The sequence below is a fragment of the Ectothiorhodospiraceae bacterium 2226 genome (assembly GCA_013348725.1).
GTDB lineage: Bacteria > Pseudomonadota > Gammaproteobacteria.
In genome coordinates this window covers 405,820-422,814 of the sequence record CP054689.1, presented here as the reverse complement: position 1 = coordinate 422,814, position 16,995 = coordinate 405,820, and the positions used below count along the sequence as shown (strand labels likewise).

The window sequence follows — 16,995 nt, the reverse complement described above, 5'->3', positions numbered from 1 at the left end:
CATGTCAGTGACCGACCTCACCCGCGAGGGCGCCGAGCGCCTGCCGCTGTCCGCCTTCACCGAGAAGGCGTACCTGGACTACTCCATGTACGTCATCCTCGACCGCGCGCTGCCGCATATCGGCGATGGCCTGAAGCCCGTGCAGCGGCGCATCGTGTACGCCATGTCCGACCTCGGACTGCGCGCCGGCAACAAATACAAGAAGTCCGCGCGCACCGTGGGCGACGTGCTGGGCAAGTTCCACCCGCACGGCGACAGCGCCTGCTACGAGGCCATGGTGCTGATGGCGCAGTCCTTCTCGTTCCGCTACCCGCTGGTGGACGGGCAGGGCAACTGGGGCTCGCCGGACGACCCCAAGTCCTTCGCCGCGATGCGCTACACCGAGGCGCGCCTGGCGTCCTTCACCGACCTGCTGTTGTCGGAGCTCGGCCAGGGCACGGTGGACTGGATCCCGAACTTCGACGGCACGCTGGAGGAGCCCGCCATGCTCCCCGCGCGCGTGCCGCACGTGCTGCTGAACGGCACCACCGGTATCGCGGTCGGTATGGCCACCGACATCCCGCCGCACAACCTGCGCGAGGTGGTGGCGGCCTGCGTGCACCTGCTCGAGAACCCCAAGGCCACGGTGGCGGAGCTCTGCGCGCACATCCAGGGCCCGGACTATCCCACCGAGGCCGAGGTGATCACGCCGCGCGCCGATCTCATTCGTATGTACGAGACGGGTACGGGTTCGATCCGCATGCGCGCGCGCTACGAGCGCGAGGACGGCGACATCATCATCACCGCGCTGCCGCACCAGACCTCCGGCGCGCGCGTGCTGGAGCAGATCGCGCAGCAGATGAACGCGAAGAAGCTGCCGCTGGTGGAGGACCTGCGCGACGAGTCCGATCACGAGAATCCCACGCGGCTGGTCATCGTGCCGCGCTCTAACCGCGTGGATGTCGAGCAGCTCATGGCGCACCTGTTCGCCACCACGGACCTCGAGCGCAGCTACCGGGTCAACCTCAACGTCATCGGTCTGAACGGCCGCCCGCAGGTGAAGAACCTGCAGCAGATGCTGAGCGAGTGGCTCGCCTTCCGCACCGACACCGTGCGCCGGCGCCTGGAGTGGCGCCTGCAGAAAGTACGCGACCGCCTGCACATCCTCGACGGCCTGTTGATCGCGTTCCTCAACATCGACGAGGTCATCGCCATCATCCGCCGCGAGGACGAGCCCAAGCCCGTGCTCATGGCGCGCTTCGGCCTCACCGACACGCAGGCCGAGGCCATCCTCGAACTGCGCCTGCGCCACCTCGCCAAGCTCGAAGAAATGAAGATCCGCGGCGAGCAGAAGGACCTTGCCAAGGAGCGCGACGCGCTGGAGAAGACGCTGGGTTCGCGCGCACGCCTCAACAAGCTCATCCGCGACGAGCTCGAGGCCGACGCCGAGAAGTACGGCGACGCGCGCCGCTCGCCGCTGGTCGCGCGCAGCGCCGCGCAGGCCCTGGACGAGACCGCGCTCATCAGCGCCGAGCCGGTCACCGTGGTGCTGTCCGAGAAGGGCTGGGTGCGCGCCGCCAAGGGTCACGACATCGAGCCCGCGGCGCTGCAATACAAGGCCGGCGACGCCTACCTCGCCAGCGCCCTGGGGCGCAGCAACCAGCTTGCCGTGTTCCTGGACTCCACCGGCCGCGCTTACAGCCTCGGCGCCCACACGCTGCCCTCCGCGCGCGGGCAGGGCGAGCCGCTCACCGGGCGCTTGGCCCCCCCGGACGGCGCCCGCTTCACGGGCCTATTGATCGGTGACCCCGACAATCTGTACGTGCTCGCCTCGGATGCCGGGTATGGCTTCGTGGTACGCGCCGGCGACCTGCACGGCCGCAACAAGGCCGGCAAGGCCGTGCTCAGTGTGCCGGCCGGGGCCCAACCGCTCGCGCCGACACTGGTGCCGGGCGAAGGCGCGCAGCTGGTGGCGGTGACCACCGCCGGTCATTTGCTCGCCTTCCCGGTGGCCGAGTTGCCGCAGCTCGCCAAGGGCAAGGGCAACAAGATCATCGCGATACCCGGGCCGCGCCTGAAGAGCGGCGAAGAGCGGGTCGCCGCGGTCATTGCCGTTCCCGCCGGGGGCGCGGTGGCCGTGCATGCCGGCAAGCAGCACAAGGTCCTCAAGGCCGACGAACTGGCCGAGTATCGCGGTGAACGCGGCCAGCGGGGGCGCAAGCTGCCTAAGGGCTACCAGCGCGCCGAGCGGCTCAGCTTGGCCTGATCGTTCAGCGGCGCGGAGTGGCCGCTCGCGAGAGGGTTGACGAGGGAAGGGCGCGCGAAGGGTCTCTCGCGGCCCCAAAGGGAAGTCGGCATGCTGAAATGAAAAATCGCCCGCCGCAAATAGCGGCGGGCGACCGAGATTCGGTCGCCTTCCATGGCGCCGACCATCCTTAGTCGGCGCACCTCCGTGCGCTCGCGCCGAAGGGGTGACTCCTGCGCAGGTCCATTTGACGAAAAACCCTATCACCTTGAAATGGGGTTGTTTATCTAGGGTTGTAGGGGTTTACCCTTATCAGCTAAGTGCACGTTTTACCGTGGTGCGGACCGGGGCGTGGCTTGCGACGCGAGTGGTCGCGGCGCTCTGGTAGAGTACGAGGCTCTCTTCGGCGGCAGACCATGCTCCACATCCATCACAGCAACCGAGCGGAAGACTTGCTGGCGGGCCTGATGCAACGCTTGGCCGAACCCCCGCAGGGCGCCCTGACGCCCGAGTTGGTGGTGACCGCCAGTCAAGGCATGGGGCGTTGGGTGGCGCTGCAGTTGGCCGAGCGCACGGGCGTGGCGGCCAATCTGGAGTTCGTGCTGCCGGCCGCTTTCGTATGGCGGGTGCTGCAGGCGCAACTGGACGCGCCGCCGAGCGGGCCCGTGCTGGACCGCGAGACCCTCCTGTGGCGCTGCATGGCCGTACTGCCCGACTGGGTGGAGACGCCCGGATTCGAGACCCTGCGCGGGTACCTGGAGGGGCGCGACCGGCCGCTCAAGCTGTATCAACTCAGCCGCCGTATCGCGGACGTGTTCGACCGCTACTCGGTGTACCGGCCCGACTGGCTGCACGCGTGGGAGCGGGGCGGAGCGTCCGAGGACCCCTGGCAGGCGCCGCTGTGGCGCGCGTTGGCCGAGGGGCGCACGCACCGGGGGCACTTGCTGCAGCGCTACGCGGACCGCAAGCGGGCGGCCGGCCTCGGTAGCAAGGGCCTGCCGTCGCGCGTGAGCGTGTTCGGTTTGTCGGCACTGGCGCCGGCGTACCTGGACGTGCTGGCCGCGGTGGCCGAGCGCGCAGATGTGCAGGTGTTCGTGCTCAATCCGTGTACCGCCTACTGGGGCGACATCGTCACGCCGCGCACCCGCGCGCGGGTGCAGGAGCGTCAGGGCGACCTGTTCGCCTCCTATATGGAGGTCGGTAACCCGCTGTTGGCCTCCTGGGGCGGCCTGGGACGCGCCTTCCTGGAGCAGCTGCACGACTACGCGGGCGAGGAGCACGAGCACTTCGTCGCCCCCGCGGGCGGGACCCTGCTGCCGACCCTCCAGCGCGACATCCTGGCACTCACCACCCCAGCCCCCGGTGAGCGGCGCCTCGCCGAGGCCGACGACACGCTGCGCGTGCATGTCTGCCACAGCCCGCTGCGCGAGGTGGAGGTGCTGCACGACCGGCTGCTGGCGCTGTTCGAGGCCCTGCCGGGACTCACGCCGCGCGACGTGGTGGTGATGACACCCGACGTGGCGTTGTATGCCCCGTACGTCGAGGCCGTTTTCGGCAATGCCCCGCCGCCGCGCCACATCCCCTGGAGCCTCGCCGACCGCGGCCCGCGTGAGCTGCACCCGCTGGTGGCGGTGGCGCTGGAGCTGTTGACCCTGCCGAGCTGGCGCTTCGAGGCCGGGCGCGTGGCCGAGCTGTTGGAGACGCCGTCCCTGCTGCGGCGCTTCGGGCTCGCCGAGCGCGATCTGCCGCTGCTGCACCAATGGGTGCGCGACAGCGGCGTGCGCCACGGCCTGGACGGCGCGCAGCGCGCCGCCGCCGGGCTGCCCGCCGAGGAGGCCAACACCTGGGCCTTCGGCCTGCGCCGCCTGTTCCTGGGCTACGCCATGCCCGAGGCGAGCGCGGCGCTGGTGCAGGGCGTGCTGCCCTGCGCGGGCATCGAGGGCGGCGAGGCCGAAGCGCTGGGACGCCTGCAGACCCTGGTGGCGCGCCTGCAGAGCTTTGCCACCCGCTTCGCCCAGCCGCTGGCGCCCGTGGCCTGGCAGGAGACGGTGAACGCGCTGCTCGATGGCTTTTTCGAGGCCGAGGAGGAGGACGAAGCCGCTGCCGTGCAGGCGGTGCGCGACGCGCTGGACGCGTGGGTGAAGCAGACCACGGGTGCCGGCTACGAGCTGCCGGTGACGGTGGAGGTGCTGCGCGAGCATCTGGAGCGTCAACTCGCGACTCCGGCGGGGCCGGGCGGCTTTCTCTCCGGCGGCGTGACCTTCTGCACCCTGGTGCCCATGCGCGCCGTCCCGTTTCGCGTGGTATGCCTGCTCGGCCTGGACGACGAGGCCTACCCGCGCCGCGCGCGCCCACCGAGCTTCGATCTCATGGCCGAGACCCCGCGCCGAGGCGACCCCAGCCCGCGCGAGGAGGACCGCTACCTGTTCCTGGAGGCGCTGCTCTCGGCGCGCGAACACCTGCACCTGAGCTACGTGGGGCGCGACGCGCGCGACAACAGCGAGCGTCCGCCCTCGGTGCTGGTGAGCGAGTTGTTGGACTATGTCGCGGTAGGTTGGGGCAAAGACGCCCGCACGTGTCTGGTCAGCGAACATCCGCTGCAGCCGTTCAGCACACGCTGTTACGGCGACGGTGCACCGCCCGTCTCGTATGCCGAGGAATGGCTGCCGGCCGCACAGGCGCTGGCGCGCGGCCCCACCGAGCCGCCGCCGCGGATGTCCTCGTCGCTGCCCGAGCCGGCGCTGGCCGAGGTGGACCTGGAGGCGCTGGTGGCGCTGTTCAGGAACCCCGCGCGCGCCTTCCTGGAGCAGCGCCTGGGCGTGCGCCTGCCGCGCGAGGAGGCCGCGCTGGAGGATGCCGAACCGTTCGCCGTCGGCGGCCTGGACGGTTACGGCCTGCGCCGCGATCTGGTGGAGGCCTTCCTGCGCGACGAGCCCGCCGAGGCGCTGGCGGAACGCATGCACGCCGCGGGGCGCTTGCCGAGTGGCGCATTCGGGGCGGTCGAGTTCGAGACGCTGGCGCGCGTGGCGCGCGCGCAGGCCGAGGTGCTGCGTCCCCTGCTGCCGGCGATGCCGCAGCGGGTGGAACTGGATCTGACCCTGGACGGCGTGCGCCTCACCGGCTGGTTGACCGGCATCGGCGCGCACGGCCTGGTGCTGTACCGCAGCGGCAAGCTGCGGGCGCAGGACAGGCTGGAGCTGTGGCTGCGTCACCTCGCGCTGAACGCGGCGGGCGTGGCGGATGCGAGCTTCTACGTTGGCCGCGAGGAGACGCTGAGTTTGGAGACCTGCACGGACGCGCAGGCTGTGCTCGCCGGCTTGCTCGCGCTGTACCGCGAGGGGCTGAGCGCGCCGCTCCCCTTCGAACCGGAGGCCGCGCTCGCCGCGCTGGAGACGCTGCGCAAGGGCGACAAATCGCCGCAGGACGCGCGCCGCGCCGCCGCCCTGAAGTCGGCGCGCAACGGCATGGACACGCGCGATGCCTGGCGGCGCCTGTTGTGGGGCGAGCGCGATCTGGTGGACGCGGCGCGTTTCCTGGAGCTCGCGGAGACGGTGTGCGGCCGGCTCTTGGACGCGCAGCACCTGGAGGGTCACGATGCGCCCGCTTGATTCCGCTACGCTCGCGCTGCACGGCCCCTGCCTGATCGAGGCCAGCGCCGGCACGGGTAAGACCTACACCCTCGCAGCGCTGTACCTGCGCCTGGTGCTGGAGGCGGGCTTGGACCCGGCGCAGATCCTGGTGGTGACCTTCACCAAGGCGGCCACCGCCGAACTGCGCGGGCGCATCCGCAGCCGCCTGCGCGACGCGCGTCTGGCGCTGGACGGGCAGGGCGAGCCCGACGACACGCTGCGCGCCGTGCTGGCGCGCGCGGGTGATGCGCAGGCGCTGCGTTCGCGCCTGGAGTCGGCGCTGCTGCGCATGGACGAGGCGGTCATCTACACCATCCACGGTTTCTGCCAGCGCGTGCTGCAGGATCACGCCTTCGAGAGCGGCATGCTGTTCGACCTGGAGTTCGAGGGCGAGGACGCCGCCGCCGGGCTACAGGTGATGCAGGATTTCTGGCGCACGCGTTTTCACGGCGCGCCGCCGGCGCTGGCCGAGTTCGTGCTCCATCGCTGGGGCGAGCCGGCCGGGCTGTGGGACGCGCTGCGCGCGCTAGTCGGGCGCGTAGCGCAGGCGCGCCTCGCGCCGCCGCCCGCGTGGAATTCCATCGACGCCGCCTTGCAGGCGCTGGATGCGCGGTGGCGGCGCGCCGCCACGTTGTGGGCCAACGGCGGCGAGCCGCTGGGCGAGGTGTTGAAGGCCTATCCCGGTTGGAACGGCAACAAGTACCGCAGGCTCGCCGCGGACCTCGACGAGTTGCACGCCTACTTCGCGCAGGGCCGCCTCGTGCTCGCGGTGCCCGAGTGCGGCAAGCGCTACCTGCCTGCCAAGATCGCCACCGGCTTCAAGAAGGGCCACGCGCCGCCCGAGCACGACTTCTTCGCCGCCTGGGAAGCGCTGTGCGAGGGCGTCGAGCGCCTGTCCGCGGTGGTGCTGCACGAGGCGTTGCGCTATGCGGCCGAGACCCTGCGCGAGCGCCGCCGTGCGGCCAGGCGCCTAGCCTACGACGATCTGCTGCGCGAACTCCACGACGCCCTGCACGGGCCGCGCGCCGCGGAGCTCGCGCGCGGCATCCGCGCGCGTCACCCGGTCGCCCTGATCGACGAGTTCCAGGACACCGATGCCGTGCAGTACGGCATCTTCCAACGCGTCTACGGCCCGTCCGAGCAGGGCGGGCTGTTCATGATCGGCGACCCCAAGCAGGCCATTTACAGCTTTCGCGGCGGCGACATCTTTACCTACATGAGCGCGCGGGCCGACGCGCCCGAGGAGGGACGCTATACGCTCACGCGCAACTGGCGCTCCACCTCGGCGCTGGTGGACGCATTGAACACGCTGTTCGGCTCGGCGCGCGCGCCGTTCATCTACGAGCCGGCCATCGCCTTCCAGCCGGTGGAGGCGGCGGGCGAGGCCGACGCCGCGCCGCTGCGGGTGGAGGGCGCGCCGCCCGCGCCCCTGCAGGTGTGGCAGTTGGCGGGCGAGGCGCTGACCAAGGGCGCGGCCGAGGCGGCGGTGGCCGAGGCCGTGGCCGGCGAAATCGCGCGCCTGCTGGCCGCGAGTGGCCAGGGCCGCGCGCAACTCGGCGAGGCGCCGCTGCGCGCGGCCGACCTCGCGGTGCTGGTGCCAACCCGGCGCCATGCCGCGCTGGTACAAGGGGCGTTGCGCGCGTGCGGCGTGCGCAGCGTGTACACGGGACAAGACTCGGTGTACGCCACCGAAGAAGCCGAGGAACTGGGCCGCGTGCTGTACGCACTCGCCCATCCGGCCGAGGAGGGCGCGCTGCGTGGGGCGCTGCTCACGCGCCTGTTGGGCGTGGATGTGCCCGCGCTCGCCGCGCTCGCCGAGGACGAGCGCGCCTGGGAGGTGTGGCTGGCGCGCTTTCAGCGCTATCACGAGCAGTGGCGCACGCGCGGCTTCATGGCCATGTTCCGCGGTCTGCTGCGCGAGTTGGACGTGGCCCCCCGCCTGCTCGGCGTGCTGGGCGGCGAGCGGCGCCTGACCAATCTGCTGCAACTGGGCGAGCTGCTGCAGGAGGCGGCGCGCACACGCCCGCCCGCGGCGCTGCTGCGTTGGCTCATGCAGCAGCGCGATCAGACCGCGGCCGACGAGCAGATGCTGCGCCTGGAGAGTGACGAGGGCCTGGTGCACATCGTCACCATCCACAGCAGCAAGGGCCTGGAGTACCCGGTCGTGTTCCTGCCCTTCCCTTGGCACGGCAAGACGCTGCGCAAGAACGAGCCGCTGCTGTTCCACGACGCGCACGGCGCGCTGACGCTGGACCTCGACGGCAGCGATGAGACGCACCGCGCGCTGGCCGCGCGCGAGGCCCTGGCCGAGAGCCTGCGCCTCTTGTACGTGGCGCTCACGCGCGCCAAGTACACCTGCTACCTCGCCTGGGGGCCGGTGAACGGCGCGCATGACTCGGCACTCGCGTATCTGCTGTATCAGGACGCGGCGCGGGAGGGACAGAGCGTGGCCGAGGCGGTGAAGGTCCTCGCGCCCGAGGACTGGTGGACGCCGTGGGAGCGCCTCGCGCAGCAGGGCCACGTGCGGCTCGCGCCGCTGCCGGAGCACACGGACCGCGCGCCGCTCGCGCCGAAGCACCCGCCCGAACTCGCCGCGCGCCGCTTCGGCGGCAGCATCGCCCACGGCTGGCGCATCGAGAGCTACTCGAATCTGGTCGCGCGCCTGGAGGCGGCGCACACCGCGGCGCCGCTGCCTGCCGCGGACGCGCCGCGCGACATCCATGCCTTTCCGCGCGGCGCGCAGGCGGGCACGTGTCTGCATGCGGTGCTGGAGGGGCTGGATTTCCAATCGGAGCCGCACGAGCGCGCGCCGGAACTCGCGCGCGTGCTGGCACGCTACGGCTACGCGCGCCAATGGCAGGGCGTGGTGGAGCGCCTGGTGCACGACGTGTTGCACGCGCCGCTGGACGCCCCGTTGAACGCCGGGGGGCTGTGCCTGGCCGCCGTGCCGCCGGAGGCCCGCCGGCCCGAGATCGAGTTCTATTTTCCGCTCGCGCCGCTACGCGCCGAGCGTCTCGACGTTTGTCTGCGCCGCGCCTGGGCGGAACCCTGCGAGTTGCCACCACTGCCGCCCGCCGCGCTGGAGGGCATGATGCGCGGCTTCATCGATCTGGTGGTGGAGCGCGAGCAGCGTTTCTACGTCATCGACTACAAGTCGAACTACCTGGGCGTGGACGCGGCCGCCTATGCACGCCCCGCGCTGGCCGCCGCCGTAGCGCAGCACCGCTACGACGCGCAGTACCTGCTGTACACCGTGGCGCTGCACCGCTACCTCGCGCAGCGCGTGCCGGGCTATGACTACGACCGGCACATGGGCGGCGTGTATTACCTGTTCCTGCGCGGCATGCAGGCCGACGCGCCGCCCGGACAGGGCGTGTTCGACGCGCGCCCGCCGTTCGAGGTCGTGACGGAGCTGGACGCACTGCTGCGCGGGGGGGGCGCATGAGTGAACTGAGTGCGGCGGAGCGCCTATTGCACGGTGCCTGGCAACAGGGCGCGCTGCGCGATCTCGATTTTCATCTCGCGCGCCAGTTCGCCGCGCTCGCGCCCGCGCCCAGTGCGGCCTTGATGCTGGCGACCGCGCTGGTCAGCCAGCGCTTAGGCGCGGGGGACGCCTGCGCCGATCTGCGCGTAGTGGCGGGACGGGCACTGTGGCCGGACGCGCCGCCCGCGCCCGCGCTCGAGGATTGGCGCGCGGCGCTGCTGGACAGCGGCTTGGTGGCGCGCGCCGAGGAGGCGGACGCAGCCGCCCGCCCGCTGATCCTGGACGGCGCCGATCGCCTGTACCTGGCGCGGTACTTCGTGTACGAGCGCGCGGTGGCCGAGGCGCTGCGCGCGCGTGCCGCCGCGTGGCGGCCGGTGGCCGAGTCTGCCGCCTTGCGCGCGAGCCTGGAGCGCCTGTTCCCGGCCGCTCGGGAGACGCCCGACTGGCAGCGCGTGGCCGCGGCGGTCGCGGCGCTGCGCCCGCTCACGGTCATCGCCGGCGGGCCCGGCACCGGTAAGACCACCACCGCCACGGCGATCCTCGCGCTGCTCGCCGAGCACGCGCCGCGGCGCCTGCGCATGGCTATGGCCGCACCCACCGGCAAGGCCGCCGCGCGTCTGGCCGAGGCGGTACGCGCGGCGCGCGCGCGCCTCGATTGCCCAGCCCCCGCGCTGGCGCAAATCCCCGAGGTGGCGCTCACCCTGCACCGCCTGCTGGGTCTGACGGGCGGCGGGCGCCCGGCGCGCTATCACGCGGGCAACCCGCTGCACCTCGACGTGCTGGTGGTGGACGAGGCCTCCATGATCGACCTGCCACTGATGGCGCGCCTGTTGGCGGCGCTGCCGCCCGAGGCACGTTTGGTGCTGCTGGGCGATAAGGATCAGCTCGCTTCGGTGGAGGCGGGGGTGGTGCTGGCCGACGTGTGGCAGGGCGCGGGAGAGGCGGTATCGGAACCGCTCGCGGCGGCGCTGGGCGAGGTCGGCTGCCCAGTGCCCGGCGCCGCGGACGCACCTGCACTGCGCGACAGCTTGGTACTGCTGCGCACCAGCCATCGCTTCACCGGCGCGAGCCGCGTAGGGCGGGCGGCCGCCGCTGTGCAGCAAGGCGACGCGGCGGCGGTTAGCGCGGCGCTGCTGGACGCACCGCCGCCCGAGTTGGCGGCGCTGGCAGTCGAAGGTTACCGCGCCTACCTGCGCGCGGCGCTGCCCGCCGAAGCCCTGGATGCCTTTGCGCGCTTTCGTGTGTTGTGCGCGGTGCGGGAGGGGCCGCGCGGCCTTCACGCGCTGAACGAGACGGTGCGTGCCGCCCTTGGCGGCGCCGGGCTGCTGCGCGGCACCGGCCTGTGGTACGCCGGGCGCCCGGTGATGATCACGCGTAACGATTACGACCAGGGCTTGTTCAACGGCGACATCGGTGTGACGTGGTCGGAGCCCGACGGGCATTTGCGTGTTTACTTCCCCGCTGATCGAGGCGTGCGCGGCGTCCTGCCCGCGCGCCTGCCGCCGCATGAGACGGCCTACGCCATGACCGTGCACAAGAGCCAGGGCTCGGAGTTCGACCGCGTGGCGCTGGTGTTGCCCGACCAGGACGGCCCGCTGCTCACCCGCGAGTTGCTGTATACCGCGATCACCCGCGCGCGAGAGCACATCGACGTTTACGCGCCTCCCCAGTTGCTCGAAGCCGCCGTCGCGCGACATACGCGGCGTGCCTCGGGCCTGGCGCAGCGGCTGTGGGGTCCCGCGGCCAGGGCGTAGCGGCCGGCATACTCAATATCGGGTATGACCCGGCCGACAAGACCAAATACGATAAGGCGCCGGCTCCGGTCCGGCGACACAACAACAAACCGAGCGGGTATCCAAGCATGCTGAAGCGCACTACAGGAACGCTGTTGGCCTGGACCGTCGTGCTGTTGCTCACGGCGGGCTCCTTCGCGCATGCGGGCGCGGCCGACGAACTCGAGCGCCTGGCGAACGCCGCGGGGGAGGGCGATGCGGCGGCGCGCGCGCAGATCGAGCACCGCGCGGGCGCGGGCGAGGTGCAGGCGCAGTACTTGCTCGGCGTGGTCTACAGCATGGGAGAGCCCTCGCCGGCCGACCTCGAGGCGGCGGTGGGCTGGTGGCGCAAGGGCGCTGTGCAGGGGCACGCCGAGTCGCAGCTTGCGCTGGCGGGTGCCTACTACGACGGCAGGGGTGTCTCGGAGGACCCCGTCCAAGGAGCCGCTTGGCTGCACAAGGCCGCCGCGCAGGGCTTGGACACGGCTCAGTACCAACTGGGCGCGGTTTACGACCTTGGCCTGGGCGTGGCACAGGACAAGGTGCAGGCGGCCGAGTGGCACCGCAAGGCGGCAGAGCAGGGGTATGCGGAGGCACAGAAGCGCCTGAGCGATCTCTATTTCGCCGGCGAAGGCGTGGCGCAGGACAAGGCGCAGGGGCTGCAGTGGTTGCGCCGCGCCGCCGAGCAAGGGCACCACACGGCGCGATTGCTGTTGGCCTTCGGTCATTCCGTAGGCGACGAGAATGTGCCGCGCGACGACGCGCAGGCTGCGATCTGGTGGCACACGCTGGCCGACAACGGCATGCAGTTCGCGCAGGAGACACTGGGCGAGTGGTATCGGAGCGGCCGCGGCGTGGCGCAGGACCACGCGCAGGCGGTGGCTTGGTATCGCCGCGCGGCGGAGGGCGGTTCCGCCTCGGCACAGCGTATGTTGGGGGTAATCCTGTTGCGGGGCGAAGGGACGGCGCGCAACGAAGCGGAAGCAGTGATGTGGTTCCGCAAGGCTGCCGAGCAGGGCTTTGTCGGTGCGCAGCTCGACTTGGGCAACATCTACTTTGATGGGCTAGGCGTGGCGCAGGACGACCAACAGGCGGTCAACTGGTACCGCAAAGCCGCTGAACTGGGGCACGCCACGGCGCAGAACAATCTAGCGGTTATGTATCACGACGGTCGGGGCGTCGCGCAGGATCGGGCGCAGGCGGCCGAGTGGTATCGCAAGGCGGCGGAGCAGGGCCACGCGTCCGCGCAGGATGCCCTCGCGAACCTGTATTACGGCGGGAACGGCGTCCCCAAGGATCACGCGCACGCGGCCGAGTGGTACCGCAAGGCGGCGGAGCAGGGCTATGCGCGTGCGAGCTATAGCCTCGGCGTCCTGTACTTCAACGGCGAGGGTGTGCCGCGCGATCCCGTCGAGGGTCTCGCGTGGCAGCGCAAGGCGGCCGAGCAGGGCCACGCGCAGGCGCAGTACGAGTGGGGGCTCGACCATGCGCGCGGCGATGGCGTCGAGCAGTCCATGACGCAGGCCGCCGCGTGGTTCGCCAAGGCGGCGGCACAAGGCTATGTCGACGCCCAGTTCGCGTTGGGAATACTGCATTACAACGGCGAAGGCGTGACCAAGGACCTCGCCGAGGCCGTGCGGCTGGTCGCCGAGGCCGCCGAGCAGGACCATGCGGAGGCCCAGTATCACCTCGCGTACTTCTACGCGAACGGCGAAGGCGTGGCGAAGGATGAGGCGCGCGCCCGGGCGCTGGTGCGCCGCTCCGCGGAAGGCGGTCACGCTGATGCGCAGCACGGTTTAGGGCTGTGGTATGTGCATGGCGATGGCGTACCGCAGGACTACGCGCAGGCGCACCGCTGGCTGCTCGAGGCCGCCCGGCAGGGGCACGCGGGCGCGCAGTACGACGTGGCAGTCTTGTACTTCAACGGCCACGGCGTGGCGCGGGACGAGGCGCAAGGCAGAATTTGGCTGGGCCGCTCCGCGCGCCAGGGCTACCCGCTGGCGCAAGAGGCCTTGTCGGATATGCGCCGTAACTGAATCAGTGGGGGGGGGCGATGAGAACAAGTGACATGAAGTACGCGCGTTCCTTCGTAGTGGGTCCGGTTGTGTTTGTCCTGATGCTGTTGCCCGTGGCCGGCGTTCAGGCACAGCCGCTTTGCGAGGTGGACAGCGGTACGCTGGGCAGCGACCGCTACTGGCAGGTGCTGAACCACGACCCGGACGAGTACAAGGACAACTTCATCAACGCCGTGGTGAGCGAGAAGGCGGTGTGGGGGGAGCATCCCTTCACGATCAGATTGGTAACCACGGTGGATCCCCGCGGCTGGAACAGCTCCCGGTTTCACATGGAAGGCCTGGGGGATGACTACGATGGCGCGGAGTTCCGTCTGGGCGGCGCGGTGATGGCGACCCTCTCGCGCTACCGCCAGGGCAGTTCGCTGTATCCCGAGGAGGATTTTGTCGGCAGCAAGGCCTCCATCAAGCGTCTGCAGGAGGCAATGCAGGGCGGCGAGCAGGTGGTCATCCGCATCAAGCGCAAGCAGCCCCGCGGTGGTGAACCGACCTATGGCGTGACGTTCCGCTACACGCCCGAAGCCCTGCCAGCCGCGCGTCGCGCCATGGAGGAGCAGATCGCACGCTACCGGCGCGGTGCGTGCAGCCTAGCGGAGGAGCCGATGTGGTGATGGCGTGTTCGTGGGCCGGTATCCCTTTGTCGACCACCGTTCACATGGCTCGCCGCGCTCGGACGGTCGAACGTGAGCCAGTCCTCGCCGGGCAGAGGCCGGCGACCGTTAACGTCCGTTGGATCCCGGGCCATCCCGCTGCCGGAATGAACTAAGAGGAAACCCCATGCGCTACGTGTTCGCTGCCTTGAGCCTGATGCTCTTCTCGCCCGTCCACGCCGATGTCACGTTCGAGTACGCCGAGTTTGACGGCACAATGAAGATCCACATCAGCGGCCAGAATGCGCTGGTGTCGGCGCCGGAGAATCCGCCGATCTACCTGATCGGAGACGAGCTGCACGTGGTGGACATGGACGCGCGCCAGTACACCACGTTGACGGCCTCCACCATCCAGCAGATCCACGAGCGCCGCGAGGCGCGGTACAACCACCGCTATGTCCCCAGGCCTGGCAGCGCAAAGACCGTAGGCGGCTATCGCTGCTCGACCGTACGTTATGAAGTCGACGGGGAGAATGTCGGCGAGTTCTGTGTCACAAGCCATGCCGAGATGAATCTCACCGACGAGGAATGGATGACGCTCCAGCGCGTGATGCACGCATTAGCGGCGGCCGACGGCCTCGGCGGGGACTGGAGCAAGGCGAAAGGTGTGGTAATCGAGTGGTCCTCCGGCGGAGCCACGGCACGACTCACCCGCGTCTCGCACGACAAGCTCCCGCGTGGCCTGGTACGGGATTCGATGCCAGCTGCTTTCCGGCAAGACGTATACCGCCCATAGGAAAAACCGGCTTGCGGCCGCCTTCGAGGCGGGCGAACCAGTGCGTGGAACCTGCGACGCCAGGAGTGAGAACGAAGGTTTGGCGGGATCGATGAATGCTGAAGGGGAGCGAAGCCGGTGCCAGCGTGCAGGCAGGCCAAACGCTCTTCCCACGTAGGCGATCATAGTCCGTCGTCATCGCTAGGTTAGAGGGCGGGCGGAATCGACCCCGTAGCGACTGCTGATGCGCGCAGCTTTGTTGTAGCAGCGGCGTAGCGCGCGGCGAAACTCACCGCAGGTTGATACAGTTCACCGTGAAGATGAGGGCGTTGGTCTCTCGGTGTTGCACCCTCAGGGTGTAGTTCTTGACCTCCGCGTCCCAGGCGGTGAGGGCCATCGCATGGGTCCCGCTGGGCCGTAGAAAAACCTCGGGCATGCCGTTCGCGCTGCGGCGCGAGTGGACGCGGTCATAGCGATACACCTTCCCGTCGTACTCGATGTGGCTCGCCGAGAACCTCGCGAACGGCTTCACTTCATGAAACCGTCGCATCTGGAGCGCCTCGCCGGGCTTCTTGAATGCCGCGCCGGCGCAGGTGCCGCGAAAGGCATCGGGCAGGGTGTTCACGGCGCGATAACCCTGGCTGTCGACGCTCGCGCATCCCGGCGCGCCGAGCGCTAGGACGAGCACCAAGGCGGCGTACTTTCTCATTCTCGTTCCCCAGTTCGTTCACGCGCTAATCGATGGGCAGGATGTCGCGCCGTGCACAGGTAGTCGCCGGTGCGGTTGCCGCAGGGCACGGCGCGGACGAGTTCCGCCCCCGTCTTATCATTGACCGCATGCGAAATTCTCCTTTACTCCGCAGGGGCCGGCATCGGCGTTTGCGCCGGTATCCACGGATACGTGGCGGCCATCAGGGCCTGCCATTTGGCGAGTCGGGCCTGGTCGGGATCGCGCCAGGGAGTGCCTCGGGGACCGTCGCAGGCGTGTGCGTGCACGGCCGCGGCGAGCGCCGCCGGCGCGGCACTGCGCACGGGCCGCGCGGGGCCCAGCGGACGTTCCTGGGTGGTGCGGGATTCGATTTCGACGTGGGCGCGCGCGCAGTCCACGTGCCACACCGTGCGGGTGAGCTGGTAGCGTTCGGGATTGGGCCGCGCCACGCCGCGGTAAGTCTCCGGCCCATAGATGAAGCCGATCGTATGCGCGCGCATCAGGTTCTCCGCGAGCGGCTGCGAACGGCCCTCGATCAGCGTGATCGCGTCGACCTGTTCCTCGAGCGTGTACCAATCGGCGGGCGCCACCAGCGGCAGCGTTGCCAGCAGGAGCAGAAGAGGGCGCATGGTGGGCGCTCGGCCGGCTATAGGCCGCGTTCCTTGAAGATACTACCTGCTTCGCGTCCAACCGCGGCGTTGATCACGGTGATGCCCGTGTAGTCGTCTTCGAGCGTAAGCCATTGCGCGCCCGCGGCGATCGGTGCGGCCAGCGGAGACAACGCGCGGATCGCGGCCTTGAGATGGGTCATGGATTACCCCTCGTTCTGATCGTTGTTGGAGGGCGCCGGGTGCCTGGCCGCGCGGCATGATGCCGGCCCTCATCCGGAGGGGTAGTGGCACGTTAGCATGCGCCTGAGCTGAGGAGAAGCAGGGGGCGAAATGGCGCCCCGGACACGATTCGAACGTGTGACCTTCCCCTTAGGAGGGGGACGCTCTATCCAGCTGAGCTACCGGGGCAACGGCGACCGATGATACCTGAGGGGGCGGAAGGTCAAAAGGTGCGACGGCAGGGGGCTGCTACGTCCTATCGATTCTGGACGGCGCGCAGGCGCATCGACTCCCACCCGCGCGATGCGACGAACGGGTGGCCTCCAGTCGGGCGACTGGCTCGTCCGCTACCTGCTCTGCGCCAACGGCCCTTCGCCGCGCTCGGCACTGTCGAGGTGGCCGATGAGGTCGGCGAGCGGGATCTGATAGTCCAGCATGGTGCGCGCCGACTCGGCATGCAGCGAATGGTCCACGCCCTCGTCCGCGCCGCACATCCAGTCTCCGCTGTCGAGCAGCCTCCGGTGCTCCTCGTTCCACGCGACGATGTGCTCCGGCTTGCGCGGGTCGCATCGGTTCCCGCCCCAGTACCAGGGCGAGCGTAGCCCGGCCGTGGACACGCACTGGAGTGTCCCCTCCAGATACCGCTTGGCCCGCTCCCCGAGCTCCACCGAGCGCGCCAGCTTGATGTTGCAATCGGCGGGCTCCGCCCGGTCGCCCCAAGTCATGAAGGTCACCAAAGCGGCTCGGAACGGCGCCAGATCGATGGTCGGCGGCGCTGCCATCGGTGCATAGTTGGCGGGTGTCAGCGCAAAGACGGACAGCACCGTGAATGAGAGAACTGTGCGGACCATGCCCCCCGAAACTCCTGTTGTTGTTGCTAGGAAGCTAGTCGTCCGGTGGGGCGGGTTCA

Annotated in this window: 11 protein-coding genes and 1 tRNA gene; 7 read left to right on the top strand and 5 right to left on the bottom strand. The window is 70.1% G+C overall.

The genetic code is table 11. The features are described from left to right. Position 1: 1 nt before the first annotated feature. The 7 genes from parC to HUS23_01885 all read left to right on the top strand — a co-directional run bounded on the left by parC (position 2) and on the right by HUS23_01885 (position 14,567). Positions 2–2,245 (top strand): DNA topoisomerase IV subunit A, encoded by a 2,244-nt coding sequence (gene parC / locus HUS23_01915; GenBank protein QKT02664.1) that lies wholly within the window; start codon positions 2–4, stop codon positions 2,243–2,245. Positions 2,246–2,640: 395 nt separating this feature from the next. Next, on the top strand, positions 2,641–5,832 hold the full coding sequence (gene recC / locus HUS23_01910) for an exodeoxyribonuclease V subunit gamma (protein QKT02663.1): 3,192 nt from the start codon (positions 2,641–2,643) through the stop codon (positions 5,830–5,832). Next, entirely contained in the window at positions 5,819–9,298 is a 3,480-nt protein-coding gene (gene recB, locus HUS23_01905; protein ID QKT02662.1) for an exodeoxyribonuclease V subunit beta, read from the top strand. Before recC ends, recB begins: the two co-directional genes overlap by 14 nt. Then, complete coding sequence (recD, locus tag HUS23_01900; protein ID QKT02661.1) at positions 9,295–11,091, top strand: exodeoxyribonuclease V subunit alpha; 1,797 nt, start codon at positions 9,295–9,297, stop codon at positions 11,089–11,091. The genes recB and recD overlap by 4 nt, the downstream gene beginning before the upstream one ends. A gap of 107 nt (positions 11,092–11,198) precedes the next feature. Next, positions 11,199–13,145 carry an SEL1-like repeat protein gene (locus HUS23_01895; GenBank protein ID QKT02660.1) on the top strand — a complete coding sequence of 649 codons (1,947 nt, stop codon included), beginning with the start codon at positions 11,199–11,201 and terminating at the stop codon, positions 13,143–13,145. A 32-nt stretch (positions 13,146–13,177) separates the two neighbouring features. Next, entirely contained in the window at positions 13,178–13,792 is a 615-nt protein-coding gene (locus HUS23_01890) for a hypothetical protein (protein QKT02659.1), read from the top strand. A 166-nt stretch (positions 13,793–13,958) separates the two neighbouring features. Beyond that, positions 13,959–14,567, top strand: coding sequence for a DUF4412 domain-containing protein (locus HUS23_01885; GenBank protein QKT02658.1), 609 nt, complete (start codon positions 13,959–13,961; stop codon positions 14,565–14,567). Between the two features lie 268 nt (positions 14,568–14,835). Here the strand turns inward: HUS23_01885 and HUS23_01880 are convergent, their stop codons facing one another. The 5 genes from HUS23_01880 to HUS23_01860 all read right to left on the bottom strand — a co-directional run bounded on the left by HUS23_01880 (position 14,836) and on the right by HUS23_01860 (position 16,936). Then, positions 14,836–15,255, bottom strand: a complete 420-nt coding sequence (locus HUS23_01880; protein ID QKT02657.1) for a hypothetical protein — start codon at positions 15,253–15,255, stop codon at positions 14,836–14,838. A gap of 143 nt (positions 15,256–15,398) precedes the next feature. Next, positions 15,399–15,884: a hypothetical protein gene (locus HUS23_01875; GenBank protein QKT02656.1), complete on the bottom strand. Its 486-nt coding sequence runs from the start codon at positions 15,882–15,884 to the stop codon at positions 15,399–15,401. Between the two features lie 17 nt (positions 15,885–15,901). Continuing rightward, the gene (locus tag HUS23_01870) at positions 15,902–16,066 is read right to left on the bottom strand and encodes a hypothetical protein (GenBank protein QKT02655.1); all 165 of its coding nucleotides are present in this window, start codon (positions 16,064–16,066) and stop codon (positions 15,902–15,904) included. Between the two features lie 131 nt (positions 16,067–16,197). Further along, positions 16,198–16,274: transfer RNA gene (locus HUS23_01865), tRNA-Arg, on the bottom strand. A 158-nt stretch (positions 16,275–16,432) separates the two neighbouring features. Beyond that, positions 16,433–16,936, bottom strand: coding sequence for a hypothetical protein (locus HUS23_01860; protein QKT02654.1), 504 nt, complete (start codon positions 16,934–16,936; stop codon positions 16,433–16,435). Positions 16,937–16,995 lie beyond the last annotated feature (59 nt).